Annotated in this window: 14 protein-coding genes and 1 tRNA gene; 10 read left to right on the top strand and 5 right to left on the bottom strand. The window is 61.4% G+C overall.

The annotated features are described in order from the left end of the window. Positions 1-1,308 (bottom strand): histidinol dehydrogenase, encoded by a 1,308-nt coding sequence (gene hisD / locus RBB29_RS04820; protein WP_306113039.1) that lies wholly within the window; start codon positions 1,306-1,308, stop codon positions 1-3. 406 nt (positions 1,309-1,714) lie between these two features. Here hisD and RBB29_RS04815 point away from each other — a divergent pair, with 406 nt between their 5' ends. The 8 genes from RBB29_RS04815 (at position 1,715) to RBB29_RS04780 (ending at position 9,920) form a co-directional block, all read left to right on the top strand. Further along, positions 1,715-2,992, top strand: a complete 1,278-nt coding sequence (locus RBB29_RS04815; protein WP_306113038.1) for a hypothetical protein — start codon at positions 1,715-1,717, stop codon at positions 2,990-2,992. A gap of 224 nt (positions 2,993-3,216) precedes the next feature. Then, positions 3,217-3,292, top strand: a tRNA-Thr gene (locus tag RBB29_RS04810). Between the two features lie 365 nt (positions 3,293-3,657). Then, positions 3,658-4,716 (top strand): dipeptidase, encoded by a 1,059-nt coding sequence (locus tag RBB29_RS04805; protein ID WP_306113037.1) that lies wholly within the window; start codon positions 3,658-3,660, stop codon positions 4,714-4,716. A gap of 41 nt (positions 4,717-4,757) precedes the next feature. After that, positions 4,758-6,359: an ABC transporter substrate-binding protein gene (locus RBB29_RS04800; protein ID WP_306113036.1), complete on the top strand. Its 1,602-nt coding sequence runs from the start codon at positions 4,758-4,760 to the stop codon at positions 6,357-6,359. Beyond that, the gene (locus tag RBB29_RS04795) at positions 6,360-7,418 is read left to right on the top strand and encodes an ABC transporter permease (RefSeq protein ID WP_306113035.1); all 1,059 of its coding nucleotides are present in this window, start codon (positions 6,360-6,362) and stop codon (positions 7,416-7,418) included. Then, positions 7,415-8,326 (top strand): ABC transporter permease, encoded by a 912-nt coding sequence (locus RBB29_RS04790; RefSeq protein ID WP_306113034.1) that lies wholly within the window; start codon positions 7,415-7,417, stop codon positions 8,324-8,326. The genes RBB29_RS04795 and RBB29_RS04790 overlap by 4 nt, the downstream gene beginning before the upstream one ends. Then, positions 8,323-9,177, top strand: coding sequence for an ABC transporter ATP-binding protein (locus RBB29_RS04785; protein ID WP_306113033.1), 855 nt, complete (start codon positions 8,323-8,325; stop codon positions 9,175-9,177). Before RBB29_RS04790 ends, RBB29_RS04785 begins: the two co-directional genes overlap by 4 nt. Next, complete coding sequence (locus tag RBB29_RS04780; RefSeq protein ID WP_306113032.1) at positions 9,174-9,920, top strand: ABC transporter ATP-binding protein; 747 nt, start codon at positions 9,174-9,176, stop codon at positions 9,918-9,920. The genes RBB29_RS04785 and RBB29_RS04780 overlap by 4 nt, the downstream gene beginning before the upstream one ends. A gap of 76 nt (positions 9,921-9,996) precedes the next feature. Here RBB29_RS04780 and RBB29_RS04775 read toward each other — a convergent pair whose 3' ends face one another. From RBB29_RS04775 to RBB29_RS04760, 4 genes are all read right to left on the bottom strand, one after another. Then, the gene (locus RBB29_RS04775) at positions 9,997-11,058 is read right to left on the bottom strand and encodes an alcohol dehydrogenase (protein WP_306113031.1); all 1,062 of its coding nucleotides are present in this window, start codon (positions 11,056-11,058) and stop codon (positions 9,997-9,999) included. A 12-nt stretch (positions 11,059-11,070) separates the two neighbouring features. After that, a complete protein-coding gene (locus tag RBB29_RS04770) occupies positions 11,071-11,991 on the bottom strand; it encodes a hydroxymethylglutaryl-CoA lyase (protein WP_306113030.1) in 921 nt (306 codons plus the stop codon). 3 nt (positions 11,992-11,994) lie between these two features. Continuing rightward, on the bottom strand, positions 11,995-12,789 hold the full coding sequence (locus RBB29_RS04765) for an enoyl-CoA hydratase/isomerase family protein (RefSeq protein WP_306113029.1): 795 nt from the start codon (positions 12,787-12,789) through the stop codon (positions 11,995-11,997). An 80-nt stretch (positions 12,790-12,869) separates the two neighbouring features. Next, positions 12,870-13,838: a LysR family transcriptional regulator gene (locus tag RBB29_RS04760; protein ID WP_306113028.1), complete on the bottom strand. Its 969-nt coding sequence runs from the start codon at positions 13,836-13,838 to the stop codon at positions 12,870-12,872. A gap of 71 nt (positions 13,839-13,909) precedes the next feature. On the opposite strand from RBB29_RS04760, the gene RBB29_RS04755 reads away from it, so the two are divergent. Together RBB29_RS04755 and RBB29_RS04750 are read left to right on the top strand one after the other, a co-directional pair. Further along, positions 13,910-15,043: a CaiB/BaiF CoA-transferase family protein gene (locus tag RBB29_RS04755; RefSeq protein ID WP_306113027.1), complete on the top strand. Its 1,134-nt coding sequence runs from the start codon at positions 13,910-13,912 to the stop codon at positions 15,041-15,043. Further along, the gene (locus RBB29_RS04750; RefSeq protein WP_306113026.1) at positions 15,040-16,518 is read left to right on the top strand and encodes an aldehyde dehydrogenase; all 1,479 of its coding nucleotides are present in this window, start codon (positions 15,040-15,042) and stop codon (positions 16,516-16,518) included. Before RBB29_RS04755 ends, RBB29_RS04750 begins: the two co-directional genes overlap by 4 nt. The last annotated feature ends 7 nt before the right edge of the window (positions 16,519-16,525 follow it).

Below are 16,525 nucleotides of genomic sequence, written 5' to 3'. Positions count from 1 at the left end.
TTACTCGGTTCCGACGAGATCGAATTCCTCGTCGGGGAAGTACTTCGCCAGACGCACATCGGCAGCACGGGCATGGCCTTCCATGCCTTCCAGCCGGGCAATACGCGCGGTGGCCTCGGCCACGGGTTTGTAGCCGTCGCGCGTGCCACGCTGCCAGGTGACGATCTTCATGTATTTGTGCACGCTGAGACCGCCGGTATAGCTCGCCGCACCCGAGGTCGGCAGCACGTGGTTGGTACCCACGGATTTGTCGCCATAGGACACGGTGCTTTCCTCACCCAGGAAGAGCGAGCCGTAGCAGCTCAGGCGATCAAGCCACCAATCCAGGTCGTCCGCCATCACCGTCAGGTGCTCGGGCGCGTAATCGTCGGAACATGCGGCCATCTCTTCGCGATCGGCACAGAGGATCACCTCGGCATAATCGCGCCAGGCAGCCCGGGCGTTTTCGGCGTTCACTTCTGGCAGGTCGTCTATATAGGCGGGGATCATCTCCATCACCTTTTCCGCCAGCGCCCGGTCATCGGTCACCAGCCAGACAGGCGAGTTGTACCCATGTTCGGCCTGGCTCACCAGATCGGTGGTTACGATATGCGGATCGGCGGCTTTGTCGGCCAGGATCAGGCTGTCGGTCGGGCCGGCGATCATGTCGATGCCAACACGACCGAATAGCCGCCGCTTGGCCTCGGCCACGAACTGGTTACCCGGTCCGACCAGGATTTTCGCCTTGGGCAGGCCGAAAAGCCCGAAGGTCATCGCCGCCACACCCTGCACACCGCCCATGGCAAGGATCGTATCGGCGCCGCAATAATTGGCCGCGTAGATGATGGCCGGGGCAACGCCGACGCCGGGGCGCGGGGGCGAACAGGCCGCGATATGCTTGCAGCCCGCGACCTTGGCGGTGGTCACGGTCATGATCGCGCTCGCAATGTGGCTGTACCGCCCGCCGGGCACGTAGCATCCGGCCGCATCCACCGGGATCGCCTTCTGCCCGGTGATCACGCCGGGCACGACTTCGAGTTCGACATCCGTAAGGGTGCTTTTCTGCGTCTCAGCAAAGCGGCGCACGTTGTCGTGGGCAAAGTGAATGTCCTGTTTGAGCTTTTCCGGCACCAGGGCGGCGGCGGCTTCGATTTCTTCCTTCGTCAGGATGACGTTGCCGTCGTACTTATCGAACTTGGCCGCGTATTCCATGGCCTTCGCATCGCCGCCCTCTTCGATGTCGTTGAGGATCGTGCGAACGGTTTCCCCCACATCGGAGGCGTCGGATTGCGCGGTCAAGGTGGCTTTTTTCAGATACTCTCGGGTCATTGGACAATCCTGTTTTGGTCGCGGACGGCAGTGGTCTGATGGCTGCCCGGTGTCGGACAATGATCCATGACCACGATAATCACGGGGACGCAGTTGCAGGCAAAGTTTGTCGCGATGCCGACAAGCGCATCCTTGATTCGGCTTCAATGTAAGCGTTTACATTTTGAGATGCAATCGCTTGCATTTCACTCTCCGCGAGTCATTGCCAACCGGTCGAGATCGCCCCGGCCATGGGCCGGTGAAGCGGGGCAAATGAAGAACTCTGACCGTTACTGCGCACCTCACAGGGGATTTGCACCGGGGGGCGTGAATGAACGCGGGATGCCACAAGTTTCAGATTGCGGTGCTCCCCCATGGCCTGTAGCCACAAGGGGCGATATCACCAAAAGGCGATCCGGACGCGCAGATGGCACAGAAGAAGAAATCCTGCATTTTGCATTTTGGCACGGCCAAGACCGGCACGACTGCGCTGCAATTCGGCCTCGCCGATTATGATGACGGAAAAACGGTTTTCGCCCGCCTCCCGACATCGCCTGACAATCCGAACCATAGCGAACCGTTGGTGCTTGCCGGGTTTGGCGAGGACGGCATCGGCGAATGTGCCGCGCTTTTTCCGCGCTGGAACGCCAGCCCCGACAAGTTGCGGTGGCCCAATTCGATCCCGATGAAATTCATGCAGCGGACCGGCGAAACGCCCAATGCCCGCGCCTTTCGGGAGGGGCTTGAGGCGAGCATTGCCAACGTCCCGCATGAACGCCTGATCTTTTCCGGCGAAGGGTTGTTCCCAAACCATGGGTGCGCAGCGGGTCTTATTGCCATGCTTCGGGACTCCTTCGAGCAGATCGAAGGGGTCTGTTACCTGCGGGCGTGTCCCGGGGCGTTCCTGTCGCGGTTCCAGCAGCGCCTGACGGCCTCCCACCCGGCGCTGTTTTTCTCGGCCAGCCTGCGCGAGGACCTCAACCAGTTGATCTATAACGACGCCAAGTTCCTCAAGCTCTGGAAAGAGGCGCTAAAGGGCGAGCCGCTGACCACCGCAATCTATGACCGGCAGGATATGAAGAACGGCGATATCGTGGACGATTTCTGCGACCGGCTGGGGCTCGACGTAAACCGCGCGAAGCGGATCAGAACGAATGTCAGTTTCAGCGCCGAAGCGGCGGCGGCTGTTGCCACCCTGTCCTATTTCGGAAGCGCCCCCGCCGATGCGCCGCATTTCGAGCGTAATAAACGCTTTCTGAACGTGTTGATGTACCAATTCGGCAAGGGCAAGCTCGCTTTGTCCGAGGCGTTTGCGAACCGGCTCCACGCGGCCAATGAAGAGGCGCTCGATTGGGTTGATCGGGAATGCGGTCGCGCCTTCACAAGAGAGCGCGGCCGGGGCGATTATGTCATCGACCGTCACGAAGACCTGCTGGATATTTGCCAGGACCTCTTGCCCGAGCTTCTGGATTTTCTGAAGAGGGCAGCCGGGCTGAAACTGGGCCGCCGCGCCCGCGACGTCCGGGGCTTTGCCAGGATCTTGAGCCAGCAGCTCTGCGAAAGGGACCCGTTCAAAAAACGTCAACTGCCCCAAGGGTTTTCAGCCGAGCAATACATGGTCCTGAACCCCGATATTGCCCGCACCGGCACCGATCCCGAACAGCATTTCATGATGCATGGCTGCTTCGAGGGCAGGTTTTACTGATCGTTTCCGGCTGCCTGCGGATCTAACGGCCCGTACCGGATTTCCAGTGGACTCTCGCGATGACCATTCCGAGATCATCAAATGCAACAGATGGCGCCACAATTGGCAAAATTGGTGTTTCAGCAGTGTTGCATTGCTGGACGCATGCCGCTAAAACGCGCTCGATTCCCGATGGTTCATCAGGTGTCGTTTGCTCAGGGCGCACCCATGAAGCGCCCCGGAGTGCCCCTATAGCTCAGCTGGTAGAGCAACTGATTTGTAATCAGTAGGTCCGCGGTTCGAGTCCGTGTGGGGGCACCACTTCTCCAAAAAATCCAGTGAAAACAACTTATGTGTTTTTGAATTTTTTACCCGCCCTCCTAACCACATTATTGGTTTGATTGGGTATGGCGATTTGCACGCTGATGAGTTGGCATCGAAGAAAGCGGAGGTAACCGCGACCTCCCTATCCGAGCCGTGACGGATGACTCTGATGTTGCCAGCCCGGGTGGACGCGAAACCCTGGTCGATGCAGGTAGGCCGTCACCAGATGACAAAACGAGAACGGTAAAGCCTTCAGGTTGAGCCGCAGGGCAGCCTTCAATCAAGCGTTACATTTTCGACTTGGCATGTGCAGACATAATGGTATCGTCACACCTGTTCTTGCACAGTAGAGAGGCCGCTCAATGGCGTGCATCCAGCCTGTCATCTTTGACGGCCACAATGATGTTCTTTGTAAGCTCTACCGTGCCGGCGGCGTGACAGCCGCGCGCAGTTTCATCGAGGGGCGCGATGGTGCCGTCGACCAACCCAAGGCGCAGCAGGGCGGCTTTGGTGGGGGTTTCTTCGCGGTCTATGTGCCTTCGCCCACTGACCTGGACGACAAGTATGACGAGATGACCAAACCGTCATATGACCTGCCTCTGCCCGATCCGATTGCGCTGGAAAACGCGCAATCGGTCGCGCTGTCGCAAGCGGCGACGCTGCTTGAGCTGGAACGGCTGGGGGGTCTGGTGATCTGCCGAACGGTTGCCGAGATCCGCGCGGCATTCGACGCGGGACGAATCGCGGCGATCTTTCATATCGAGGGGGCCGAGGCGATTGACCCCGATCTGCACATGCTGGACGTGCTCTACGCGGCGGGGCTGCGCTCCATCGGGCCGGTCTGGAGCCGCGATACGATCTTTGGTTACGGGGTGCCGTTTCGCTTCCCGTCCTCGCCGGATATCGGGGCGGGGCTGACGGAGGCCGGTCTGCGCCTGATCCGGCGGTGCAACGAGTTGGGCATCATGGTGGACCTGTCGCATCTGAACGAGGCGGGGTTTTGGGACGTGACGAAACACTCCACCAAACCGCTGGTCGCAACCCACTCCAACGCCCATGCGATCTGTCCGCATTCGCGCAACCTGACGGATGATCAACTGCGCGCCATTGCCGAAAGTGATGGCATGGTCGGGCTGAATTTCGCGGTGGCCTTCCTACGTGAAGATGGCCGGATGCTGGCCGATGTGCCGCAGAGCCAGGTGTTGAAGCACCTTGATCACCTGATGAACATTCTGGGAGAGGATCGTGTCGGGCTGGGGTCCGATTATGACGGCGCGATTGTCCCCGACGAACTGACCACGGTCGCGGGTCTGCCGCGGCTGAGACAGGCCATGAAAGAGCACGGATATGATGACCCGCTCATCGAAAAACTGTGCCATGGGAATTGGCTGCGTGTGCTTGAGAAGACCTGGGGGTCCTGACACCGCCGCCGCAGATTTTAACAACAGGAGAGGTAGAAAAGATGAATGTGTTTAGCAGATTGATGACGGGCGCGGCCCTCGGGCTCACGCTCGCCGTGACCGCGGTGCCGATGGCCACGGCCGAAACGCCGCCGAACATGCTGGTGATCGCCAACCGGATTGACGATATCACCACGCTTGACCCGGCCGAGAGCTTTGAGTTCGCGGGTTCGGACGTGAGCCGCAATGTCTACATGAAGCTGGTCAATTTCGATCCGGCCAATCTCGAAGCGGGCTATCAGCCCGAGATCGCTGAAAGCTGGGAAGTGAGCGAGGATGGTCAATCCATCACCTTCACCATCCGCGAGGGTCTGAAATTCCATTCCGGCAACCCGATCACGGCGGCGGATGTCGAGTTTTCGCTGCGCCGCGCGGTTATCCTGAACAAGACGCCTGCGTTCATCCTGACGCAGTTCGGCTTCACCGCCGAGAATGTCGAGGAGACGATCAAGGCCGATGGCAACACGGTCACGATCACCACCGACAAGCCCTATGCGACGTCATTTGTGCTGAACTGCCTGACATCGACCATCGGCGGTATCGTCGACATGCAGACCGTCATGGCCAACGAGGTCGATGGCGACATGGGCAATACCTGGCTCAAGACCAACACCGCCGGATCGGGTGCCTATTCGCTCGTGAGCTGGAAGCCCAATGAGAGCGTGACGCTGCAATCGAACCCTGATTTCCACCTCGGCGCCCCGGCCATGGAGCGTGTGATCGTGCGCCATGTGCAGGAAAGCGCGAGCCAGCGTCTGCTGCTGGAGCGCGGTGACATCGACGTGGCCCGAAACCTGAACCCTGAGGATATCGCGGGCGCGCGTGAAGCCGAAGGTGTCAAGATCTATGACGAGTTGCGCGGACGGCTGATGTATCTGGCGTTCAACCAGAAACATCCCGAGCTTTCCAAGCCCGAGGTGCGCCAGGCGATGAAATACCTGGTGGATTACGAGGGGATGCAGAACAGCTTCCTCAATGGTCAATACGTGACGCATCAGAACTTCCTGCCGCGCACATTCCTGGGCGCAGTGGACGAAAACCCGTTCAGTCTGAATGTCGAGAAGGCCAAGGAGATGTTGGCAGCGGCGGGTGTGCCCGAAGGGCTGGAGATCGAGGCCGGTGTGCGTGAAGCGCAGGAGCGGATCGAGATCGCCCAGACCTATCAGAACGCGCTGGCGCAGGTGGGCATCAAGCTCAACATCACCGTCGGCACGGCCAAGCAGATCCTGGCGCGGTATCGTGCGCGGGAACTGGACGTCTATGTCGGTGCCTGGGGGCCGGACTATCCCGACCCGCACACGAATGCCGGTACGTTTGCCTATAACCCCGACAATTCCGACGAGGCGCAGGCCACGGGCCTTCTCGCCTGGCGCAATAGCTGGGACACTGGTGGGCTGACCGATATGACTGCCGCCGCCGTGGTTGAGAATGACCGGGACAAGCGGGCGCAGATGTATACGGATATCCAGGCGCAGTTCCGCGAAACGTCGCCCTTCGTCGTCATGTTCCAGAAGATCGAACAGGCCGCGATGCGCGACAATGTCGAGAACCTGAACCTGGGTGGTGCGACCACTGCCGTGTCTTACTGGCCGGTCACCAAGTAAATGGCGCTGGCCGAAAATGATCGCGAGGGACGCAAACCTGCGTCCTTCGCCCCCTTTCTGAAAACCGCCGCCGGGTCGATCCTGTCGATTGCGGTGACGATGCTGGGCCTTTTGCTGGTCACGTTCATCATCGGTCGCGTCATGCCGATCGATCCGGTGCTGGCCATCGTCGGCGAACGTGCGTCGCAATCGACCTATGATGCGGTCTATGAGCAGCTTGGGCTGGATAAGCCCATCATCGTTCAATTTTTCTATTACATCAGCGATGTGGTCCGGGGTGATTTCGGCATGTCGCTCCTGAACGCGCGGCCCGTCGCTGAAGATATCGCCCGCGTCTTTCCCGCCACGCTGGAGCTGGCCACGCTGGGGACGATCTTTGGCGTTGTCGTCGGTGTCCCCCTGGGCGTGATCGCCGGTGTCAAACGCGGCTCCTGGATCGACCAGGTGGCCCGTGTCGTGGCCCTTGTCGGGTATTCGATGCCGATCTTCTGGCTGGGCCTCGTGGGGCTCTTGGTCTTTTACGGCATCCTGGGCTGGGTCGGCGGGCCGGGACGTCTCGATATCTTCTACCAGGATATCGTGCCGACACGCACCGGCATGATCCTGATCGACAGCGCGATTTCTGGCCATTGGGACGTGTTTCGCAACGCGTTCAGCCACCTGATCCTGCCCGCCTCGCTGCTGGGCTATTACTCCATGGCTTACATCAGCCGCATGACGCGCTCCTTCATCCTTGAACAGATGAGCGCCGAATATATCGTCACCGCGCGCGTGAAGGGTATGTCCGAACGCGCCGTGATCTGGCGCCATGCCTTCCGCAACATCCGGGTGCAACTGATTACCGTGATCGCGCTGAGTTACGCCAACCTGCTCGAAGGCTCGGTGCTGACCGAGATCATCTTCTCCTGGCCCGGCATCGGCAGTTACATCACCACGGCGCTTCTGAGTGCCGACATGAATGCCGTTCTGGGCGGCACGGTCGTGGTGGGGCTGATCTTCATCTGCCTCAACATTCTGTCTGACCTTCTCTACCGTATCTTTGATCCGAGGTCGAAATGAGCGACATGACCCTCCGCGAATGGCTGCTCAGCGATGCGCCCACCTCCCGCCGCCAGGCCCGGTTTGCCAGCCTCTACAAGGGCTGGCTGAACTTCCGGTCGAACACAATGGCGATGTTCGGCCTCGGTATCCTGGTCCTTCTCGTGCTGATCGCCTTTTGCGCGCCCATTGTGGCACCTCACGACCCCTATGCGCAGGATCTGGCGAACCGGCTTCAGCCCATCGGAACCGAAGGGCATCTCCTCGGCACCGACAGCCTCGGCCGCGATATCCTGAGCCGCCTGATCTACGGCAGTCGCATCACGCTCTATATCGTGACCCTAGTCGCCCTGATCGCACCGGTGGCGGGGCTGCTTGTCGGGACCGTATCGGGGTATCTCGGCGGATGGGCCGACGTGATCCTGATGCGGATTACCGATATCTTTCTGGCCTTCCCCCGCCTCGTTCTGGCGCTGGCCTTCGTCGCCGCCCTCGGCGCGGGGATCGAAAACGCGGTGCTGGCCATTTCCCTGACCGCCTGGCCGCCCTATGCCCGGATCGCCCGGGCGGAGACGCTCACGATCCGCTCGTCGGATTATATCAGCGCGGTGCGTCTGCAAGGGGCCGGGCCGTTCCGGATCATCACCAAGCATATTTGGCCGCTCTGCATCTCGTCGCTGATCGTGCGGGTGACACTTGATATGGCGGGCATCATCCTCGCCGCCGCAGGCCTCGGCTTCCTCGGCCTCGGTGCGCAGCCGCCCAGCCCGGAATGGGGCGCGATGATCTCGGGCGGACGCCGGTTCATCCTCGACCATTGGTGGGTGGCTACAGTGCCTGGCCTCGCGATCTTCACCGTCTCGCTTGCCTTTAACCTGTTGGGCGATGGGCTCCGCGACGTGCTTGATCCTAAGGGTAACAGCCAATGACCCTGCTTGATGTGCAAAATCTCTGGGTGAAGTTCCCCACGCGGCAGGGGCTTTTCGAGGCCGTGCGCGGGGTGTCGTTTTCGCTGGGCAAGGAACGGCTGGGGATCGTGGGCGAAAGCGGATCAGGCAAATCCATGACCGGGCGCGCCATCCTGCGGCTGATCCGCCCGCCCGGGATTGTCGAGGCCGATCACATCACGCTCGAGGGCCGCAACCTGCTCACGCTGACGGAAAAAGACATGCGCGATGTGCGCGGCGAGAAGATTTCGATGGTCATGCAGGACCCAAAATTCTCGCTCAACCCGGTGATGGGCATCGGCGATCAGATCATGGAAGCGTATCTCGTCCATAACCGCGTCTCGAAATCCGAGGCATGGCGCAGATCGGTTGAAATGCTGGAGGCGGTGTCGATCCGCGACCCGGAACGGGTAATGCGGGCCTATCCGCATGAAATGTCCGGCGGCATGGGGCAGCGGATCATGATTGCGATGATGCTAATCCCCAACCCGCAGATCATGATCGCGGATGAGCCGACCTCGGCGCTTGACGTCACGGTGCAGCGGCAGGTGCTTGATATCATGGACAAGCTGGTGCGCGAACGCGGCATGGGCCTCATTTTCATCAGCCACGACCTGAACCTCGTCGCTGATTTCTGCGACAGGGTGCTCATCATGTATGCGGGCCGGATCGTCGAGACCTGTGATGCGGGCAAGCTGCACGAGGCCAAACACCCCTATACCCAAGGGTTGTTGAACTCGCTGCCCCGCTTCGATCAGCCGCGCAAACATCTCGATGTGCTCAAGCGGGACGCGGCCTGGGTGAATGCCCCCGATGAGGAGGGCGCGGCATGAGCATGATTGCGATCCGTGACCTCAATGTCTGGTATGGCGCTGGGCGTGACCTCGTCAACGCCGTCCGTGACGCCGCCCTTGAGGTAACGCCGGGTGAGAGTTTCGGCCTTGTCGGTGAAAGCGGATCGGGCAAATCAACCATCCTGCGGGCGATAACCGGGCTTGCGCCCAACTGGTCGGGCCACATCGAAATCGCCGGTCAGACCCTCACCCCGGGCAAGCGGGATCGCGAGTTCTATCGTCGGGTGCAGATGGTGTTTCAGGACCCCTACGCCTCGCTCCACCCGCGCCACACGGTCGATCAGGTGTTGGGCGAAACCCTGCATCTTGCGGGGCTCAAGGGGATCGACAAACGGGTCAGCCAGCTCCTCGATGACGTGGGCCTCGGCAGCAAGTTCCGCTTCCGCTATCCGCATCAGCTTTCGGGAGGGCAGCGTCAGCGGGTCGCCATCGCTCGCGCTCTGGCCGGGGAGCCGGATATCCTGCTGCTCGATGAGCCGACCTCGGCGCTGGACGTGTCAGTGCAGGCAGAAATTCTCAACCTCCTGACCGATCTGCGGGACGAACACAACCTGACGTACCTGATGGTCTCCCACGATCTGCCTGTGATCAGCCATATGTGCGACCGGCTTGCAGTAATGAAGGATGGTGAAGTGTTGGAGACGCTGACCGTTGATGCCCTGCGAGCGATGGAGGCGCAGCACCCGTATTCGATCTCACTCCTCAAGGCGTCGGTGGTCTGACCCGGCAGTTCTTTTGTCAAACGACCGACCGTCCCACGTGGCGCTGTGATTGGATCGTCTTGCGTAACGAACAGGTCTAGTTCGTCAGGACAACCCGCCCCGTCACCCGGCCTGCGTGCAGATCAGACAGCGCATCATTAATCGCATCCATCGGGCGGCATTCGACCGGCAGCGGTTTGACCTTGCCGCTCCGCACCAGGGCGATCAGGTCCTGCAATTGCGCGCGGGTGCCAACATGGCTTCCCATGACGGTCATCGCCTTCTGCGGCAGCCAGGGTTGCGGCATCTTGAAATCGCCGCCATGCAGACCGACGACCACGTATCGCCCGCCCTTGATCAACCCGTGCACGGCGAGGCGGGCGGTTTGCGGCGCGCCAACCGTATCCAGCACGTCGGTGAGCTGGCCACCAGTCAGTTCACGCAGCCTGTCGAGCGCGTCATCCGCCCGCGTGTTCAGGGTAACGGAGGCGCCGATATCGCGGGCGGCCTTGAGGTTGGCCTCGTTGATATCGGCGGCCAGGATGTTCCGGTATCCCATGGCTGCGGCGATCGCGACGGCGTTCAGGCCCAACCCGCCGACACCAAGGATCGCGAGCCAGCTTTCGGGATGGGGGGGGTCGAGCTTGCCGAGCGCATTGTAGACGGTCAGCCCGGAGCAGGCGTGAGAGGCGACGGTGGCCGGATCAAGCCCGTCGCAATCCACGAGGGCTTCGGCATTTTCCACCAGCATATGCGAGGCATAGCCGCCATCCTGCACCAGCCCGATGATCCGCATTGCCATGCAATCATTGCTGCGCCCCTCGTGGCAGGGTCGGCAGGACCCGCATCCGAGCCAGGGAAAGACCAGCATCTTTTGGCCAATCATCGATGTGTCGGCATCAGGACCGACGGCACTGACCCGCCCGACGGTTTCGTGACCTAGGGTGCGCGGCAGTTTCATGCCCCGGTCCGCCATGCGCATCACGCCCTCTTCGCCCAGGTCGAATTCCCCGTCGATAATGTGCAGATCGGAATGGCAGACCCCGGTGCAGATCACCTCAAGCAGCACCTCTTCGCCTGCGGGCGCGCGCAAAGGGGTTGTCCGTTCTTCCAGCGCGGCGCCGAATTCCACGAGGTCGTAATGGGTGCAGTTGGTCATATCCCGTGGTCCTCAGGCGGCGGGGGCAAAGGTGCGGGCGATACCGGCGGTGCCGAGCCGGCCCTGCAAGGGTTCATCCGGCAGCCAGCCGGCGAAATCCTCGCGCAGGCGCAGGAGCGCGTCGAGATCGACCCCGGTGCGCAGCCCCATGTTTTCAAGCATGTAGACCGTGTCTTCGGTGGCGATGTTGCCGGTGGCGCCGGGCGCGAAAGGGCATCCGCCGAGGCCTGCAAGCGCCGCGTCGAACTTGGTGATGCCGCAATCGAGCGCCGCCAGAACATTTGCCAGCCCCATCCCGCGCGTGTCGTGGAAATGCGCGGCCAATGGCACCTCGCCCACCTCGGCGGCGACGGCGCGAAAGAGGCGTTTCACCTGGTGCGGATTGGCATAGCCCACCGTGTCGGCGAGGGTGATTTCGGCCGCCTTGGCCTCGGCCAGCTGCGCGGCAATCGCGCAAACCTGTGCCTCCGGCACGTCGCCCTGGAGCGAGCATCCGAAGGATGTGGCAATGGCCACGGTGACACGGGTCTGCGGCGCGTTTTGCCATTGCCAGTCGAGCAAGCCACGGAAAGCTCGGATTGATGCCTCGGTGCTGCAGCGCACGTTGGATTGGTTATGCGCCTCCGAGGCCGAGAGCACGAAGTTGACGACTTGTGCGCCCGCCTGCAATGCGCGGATGCCGCCCTTGAGGTTCAATGCGAGGGTCGACGCGGTCAGGCCGGGGACAGCGTTGGCGCTCATTGTGACCTCCGCCGCATCGGCAAATTGGGGCATCAGTTTGGGTGGGACAAAGGATGTCACCTCGATCTCCTTGAAGCCCGCTGCGGCCTGCCGTGTGATCCAATTGAGTTTGGTTTGCGTGGGCATGACTGTTCCGACCAGTTGCAGGCCATCGCGCGGGCCGACCTCGCGGACTGTAACTGGCTCTGACATGCCCTATCGCCCCTCGAATTTCGGTGTGCGTTTCTCGTTGAACGCGGTCACCCCTTCGCGCCGGTCGGCGGTGGGAATGGTGCGGTTATAGGCCTCGATCTCGAACGCCAGCCCGTCGGCCAGGCCCATCTGCAACCCCTTGTGAATGGCCTGCTTGGCCTGCCGCGTGGCGATCGGCGCGTTGGCCGCGATGTTCTTGGCGGTCTCTATGGCCGCGGGCAGGAGGTCGTTCTGTGGATAGACCGCGTTCAGCAGACCCCATTCCAAGGCCTGCGCGGCGGTAAAGGGGGTGCCGGACAGGATCAGCTCCTTGGCGCGGCGTTCGCCCACCGCGCGCGCCAGCGTCTGGGTGCCGCCGGCGCCAGGGATAATGCCGATCTTCACCTCGGTCTGGGCGAATTTCGCGCCCTTGGCGGCGTAGCAGAAATCAAGTGCTGCGACCAATTCGCATCCGCCGCCATAAGCCGCGCCATTGATCGCACCGATGGTCGGCACCGGACAGCCGATGACCGCGCGGACCATGCGTTCATATACCAGATGCTGCGCACCCCAATCCGCGTCGCTCATACCGTGGCGTTCCTTGAGATCGCCCCCGGCGCAGAACGCGCGGGTGCCGGCGCCGGTCAGGACGATGGCGCGGATATCGTCTGTGTTCAGCGAGAACGCTTCGAAAAGCGTTATCAGATCCTGCGCCATCTGCGTGTTGAACGCATTCGACGCCTCGGGCCGGTTCAGCGTGACCAGCAGGACATGTGGCGCAGGGATTTCCGTCAGAAGGGTTTCGAAATCGTGGTTCATGATGTGCTCGTTCTCGGGGTCTGAGGGCGGGTTGGCCAATACAATCTAGTGAATATTTCTATCGCATCCGGGCATAGACATCAGTTGACGTCCAGGGTCGTGCGCCAGTTTCCATCGGCGCGCATGGCCGATAGGACGTCACAGACCGCATCCTGAACCGCGCCGGTTGCGCGGGTCTGGGGCCGCATCGACGAACGCGACAGGATCAGTTGCCGTTCGGCGGGTCCGGGCAGGATCCGGCGCAATTCGAGCTTGCCCTCGACCTCCAGCGCGGAGACCGATGAGACCGGCATGATCCCGTGCGACAAGCCTGAAACGGCCATGGCGACGGCGATGCCGAAACTGTCGACGGCATATTTCGGCGTCAGTTGCACCCCGGCAGCCCCGGCCAGTTTGTCAACGATCAGGCGCGGGCCAAAGGGGCGGTTGGGCATGGCCAGCGGCAACCCGGCGAGGTCCTGGACATGGATGGTGGTGCCTGCGTTCAGGATGCCGGGTGGGCTGAAGAGGACGATCTCGTCAGTGACGATATCGATTGACTGAAACTGGTAGGCGCGCGCGGGGCCATAAAGGAAGCACAGGTCGATCTCGCCCGATTGCAGCCATTCAATGAGATTGATGGAATAGGCCTCTTTCACATGCAGTGAAATACCGGGGTACTGCGTTTTCAGATGCTCGAACAGGCGAATGCTGAAGCTGTCCGGTACGGTCGGCAGCACGCCCAGCTTGACCTCGCCACTGATCTCAGCCTGAAGGGATTTGACGTCCAGCACGGACTGCTCCAACTGGTGCAGCGGCCCCGAGATACGCTCCAACAGCGCCTGGCCGGCCTCGGTCAGGACCATGCCGCGGACATGGCGGCTGAACAATTCTGCCCCGACGGTATGTTCCAGCAGCTTGATCTGCCGCGACAGCGCCGGTTGGGCAATGCGCAGCCGTTCCGACGCCCGGCTGATCGAGCCGCATTCCGCCACGCAGATGAAGGTTTTCAACTGTTTGAATTCCAACGCGACACCTTTCGCAAAACGGCATAGAAGCCATAGTATCATTTTTCTTTCTTTATAGTGAGTGCAAGATAGATTTTCGCTATCTGCCAATGGTGACGTAGAAAGGCGCAAGATTGGGGCTATCCCGGGAACTTGACGGATTACTGGTTGTCTCGCTGGAGCAGGCGGTGGCGGCGCCCTATTGTGGATTGCTTCTGGCAAACTCCGGCGCGCGGGTGATCAAGGTCGAACGGCCCGAGGGCGACTTTGCCCGCGGATATGACGCAGGCGCGGACGGCCAGAGCACGATTTTCGCCTGGCTCAACCGCGGCAAGGAATCAATCTGCCTCGATCTGAAATCACCCGAAGACATGGCGCTGATGCACGCGATGCTGGCCCGTGCGGATGTGTTCGTGTCGAACCTCGCGCCGGGGGCCGTGGCGCGGATGGGCTTGGATCATGAAACGCTGCGCGGCCCTAATCCGGGGCTCATAAGCTGCACCATCACCGGTTATGGCGAGGGCGAGGTGGCCGCCAAAAAGAAGGCCTATGATTTCCTTGTGCAGGCTGAAAGCGGTATCTGTTCGGTCACCGGCAATCCCGAGGCCCCCGCGCGTGTGGGCGTATCGCTGACCGATCTTTCTACCGGGCTCACCGCCTATTCCGCGATCCTCCGGGCGTTGATCCAGCGGGGCCGGACGGGAAAAGGAACCGCGCTCAGCCTGTCGATGTTCGACGTGATGGCCGACTGGATGAACATGCCGCTCCTGGCGCATCGCTACATGGGTGGAGCGCCGGCGCGGTCGGGTCTGCAACACAGTTTCATTGCGCCCTACGGGGCTTTTACCTGCAAGGGCGGCACGCAGGTGCTGTTATCAGTCCAAAGCAACCGGGAATGGGCGGTGTTTTGTGCGGACGTGCTGGACCAGCCAGACCTGATCGACGATCCACGGTTCCGCGACAATCCGGATCGCTATGCCAACCGCGCCGCACTTGATGCGCTGGTGAACGCCACCTTTGGCCAGTTCGATGCGACCGATATCATTGCCCGGCTGGATGCCGCCAAGATCGCCAATGCGGCGCTGAATTCGGTGGCGGACCTGTCGGATCACCCGTTTTTGCGGAATACGCAGGCGACATACAACAGCGTCGAGATCGACATGGCAGGGTTGCCGATGCCGGATAGTGACGGCGAACCTCGACAGGTGCCAGACCTTGGCGCACACTCCGATGCGATACGGCGCGAATTTGAAGCGGGAGAGCCATGAAAACCTACGATCACTATATCGGCGGGGCAAATGTGGCCCCGGCAGCGGGCGCCTATTTCGACACCGACAATCCCTATACCGGGGAAATCTGGGCGCAGGTGGCGCGCGGCACCGCAGAGGATGCGGACCGCGCGGTCCAGGCGGCCAAGGCGGCATTTGACGCTGGTGAATGGGCCGAGATGCGCCCGACAGCACGGGGCAAACTGCTGGTGCGTCTGGCCGAAATCATTGAACGCGAGGCACCGCGCCTGGGCGAGCTGGAAGTGCGCGACAATGGTAAGCTGATCGCCGAAATGGGCGCGCAGGCCAAGTACCTCGCTGAATGGTACCGCTATTTCGGGGGGCTGGCGGACAAGGTCGAAGGTGCGGTTCTGCCCTCGGACCGGCCCGGTATCTTCAACTTCACCCGCTACGAGCCACTGGGCGTGATCGCGATGATAACCGCCTGGAATTCGCCGCTGCTTTTGCTGGCGTGGAAACTCGCTCCGGCGCTGGCGGCGGGCAACACGGCGGTGGTCAAGCCGTCGGAATACACCTCTGTTTCAACACTGGAATTCATGGATCTGGTCAAGGAGGCCGGGTTTCCGGACGGGGTGGTGAACTGCATCACAGGTTTCGGTGCAGAGGTCGGGCAACCGCTGGTCGATCACCCGGACGTGGCCAAGGTCGCCTTTACCGGATCGGACATGGCCGGGCAGCGGATCTATGAAAGTGCCGCGAAAAAGATCATGCCCGTGACGCTGGAACTGGGGGGGAAATCACCCAATATCGTGTTCGACGATGCGGATTTCGAAGCGGCTGTGATGGGCGCTATCTCGGGCATCTTCGCCGCCACCGGGCAGACCTGCATCGCGGGCTCGCGGCTCTTGGTGCAACGCTCCATCCATGACCGCTTTGTGGAGCGACTGGTCGAGGTGGCAGGTGCGGCCAGGATCGGCGACCCGATGTCGATGGACACCCATGTGGGCCCCGTGACCACCGCGCCGCAATACGAAAAGATCCTGCATTACATGGATGTCGCCCGCGAAGATGGTGCCACCTGCGTGCTGGGCGGCAAACCCTATACTGGTGAGGGCGCCAAGGGTGAGAGATTTGTTGAACCCACGATCTTTACCGGCGTGACCAACGACATGCGCATCGCGCAGGAAGAGGTGTTCGGCCCTATCCTGTCGATCATTCCCTTTGACACCGAAGACGATGCGGTGGCGATCGGCAATGACATTGTCTTTGGCCTCGCTGCCGGGGTCTGGACCTCGGATATTGGTCGCGCGCTCAGGATGTCCGAGCGGCTCAAGGCGGGCACGGTCTGGGTGAACACCTACCGCGCGGTCAGTTTCATGTCGCCCTTTGGCGGCTACAAGCGGTCCGGTCAGGGGCGCGAAAGCGGGCAGCAGGCGATCAAGGATTTCATGCAGATCAAATCGGTCTGGATCGCTCATGAAACCAGTGCTGCCAATCCCTTCATCATGCGTTAGGAGCCGC

This window comes from Roseovarius sp. MMSF_3359, assembly GCF_030733385.1.
GTDB lineage: Bacteria > Pseudomonadota > Alphaproteobacteria > Rhodobacterales > Rhodobacteraceae > Roseovarius.
Note: the sequence above shows the minus strand (reverse complement) of the source record. Positions and strands in the feature narration are given on the sequence as shown.

Coding starts and splice junctions, on each gene's coding strand:
- RBB29_RS04780 (WP_306113032.1), top strand. CDS start 9,174: ATGAGCATGATTGCGATCCGTGACCTCAATGTCTGGTATGGCGCTGGG.
- RBB29_RS04760 (WP_306113028.1), bottom strand. CDS start 13,838: ATGATACTATGGCTTCTATGCCGTTTTGCGAAAGGTGTCGCGTTGGAA.
- RBB29_RS04790 (WP_306113034.1), top strand. CDS start 7,415: ATGAGCGACATGACCCTCCGCGAATGGCTGCTCAGCGATGCGCCCACC.
- RBB29_RS04775 (WP_306113031.1), bottom strand. CDS start 11,058: ATGACCAACTGCACCCATTACGACCTCGTGGAATTCGGCGCCGCGCTG.
- hisD (WP_306113039.1), bottom strand. CDS start 1,308: ATGACCCGAGAGTATCTGAAAAAAGCCACCTTGACCGCGCAATCCGAC.
- RBB29_RS04815 (WP_306113038.1), top strand. CDS start 1,715: ATGGCACAGAAGAAGAAATCCTGCATTTTGCATTTTGGCACGGCCAAG.
- RBB29_RS04795 (WP_306113035.1), top strand. CDS start 6,360: ATGGCGCTGGCCGAAAATGATCGCGAGGGACGCAAACCTGCGTCCTTC.
- RBB29_RS04785 (WP_306113033.1), top strand. CDS start 8,323: ATGACCCTGCTTGATGTGCAAAATCTCTGGGTGAAGTTCCCCACGCGG.
- RBB29_RS04765 (WP_306113029.1), bottom strand. CDS start 12,789: ATGAACCACGATTTCGAAACCCTTCTGACGGAAATCCCTGCGCCACAT.
- RBB29_RS04770 (WP_306113030.1), bottom strand. CDS start 11,991: ATGTCAGAGCCAGTTACAGTCCGCGAGGTCGGCCCGCGCGATGGCCTG.
- RBB29_RS04750 (WP_306113026.1), top strand. CDS start 15,040: ATGAAAACCTACGATCACTATATCGGCGGGGCAAATGTGGCCCCGGCA.
- RBB29_RS04800 (WP_306113036.1), top strand. CDS start 4,758: ATGAATGTGTTTAGCAGATTGATGACGGGCGCGGCCCTCGGGCTCACG.
- RBB29_RS04805 (WP_306113037.1), top strand. CDS start 3,658: ATGGCGTGCATCCAGCCTGTCATCTTTGACGGCCACAATGATGTTCTT.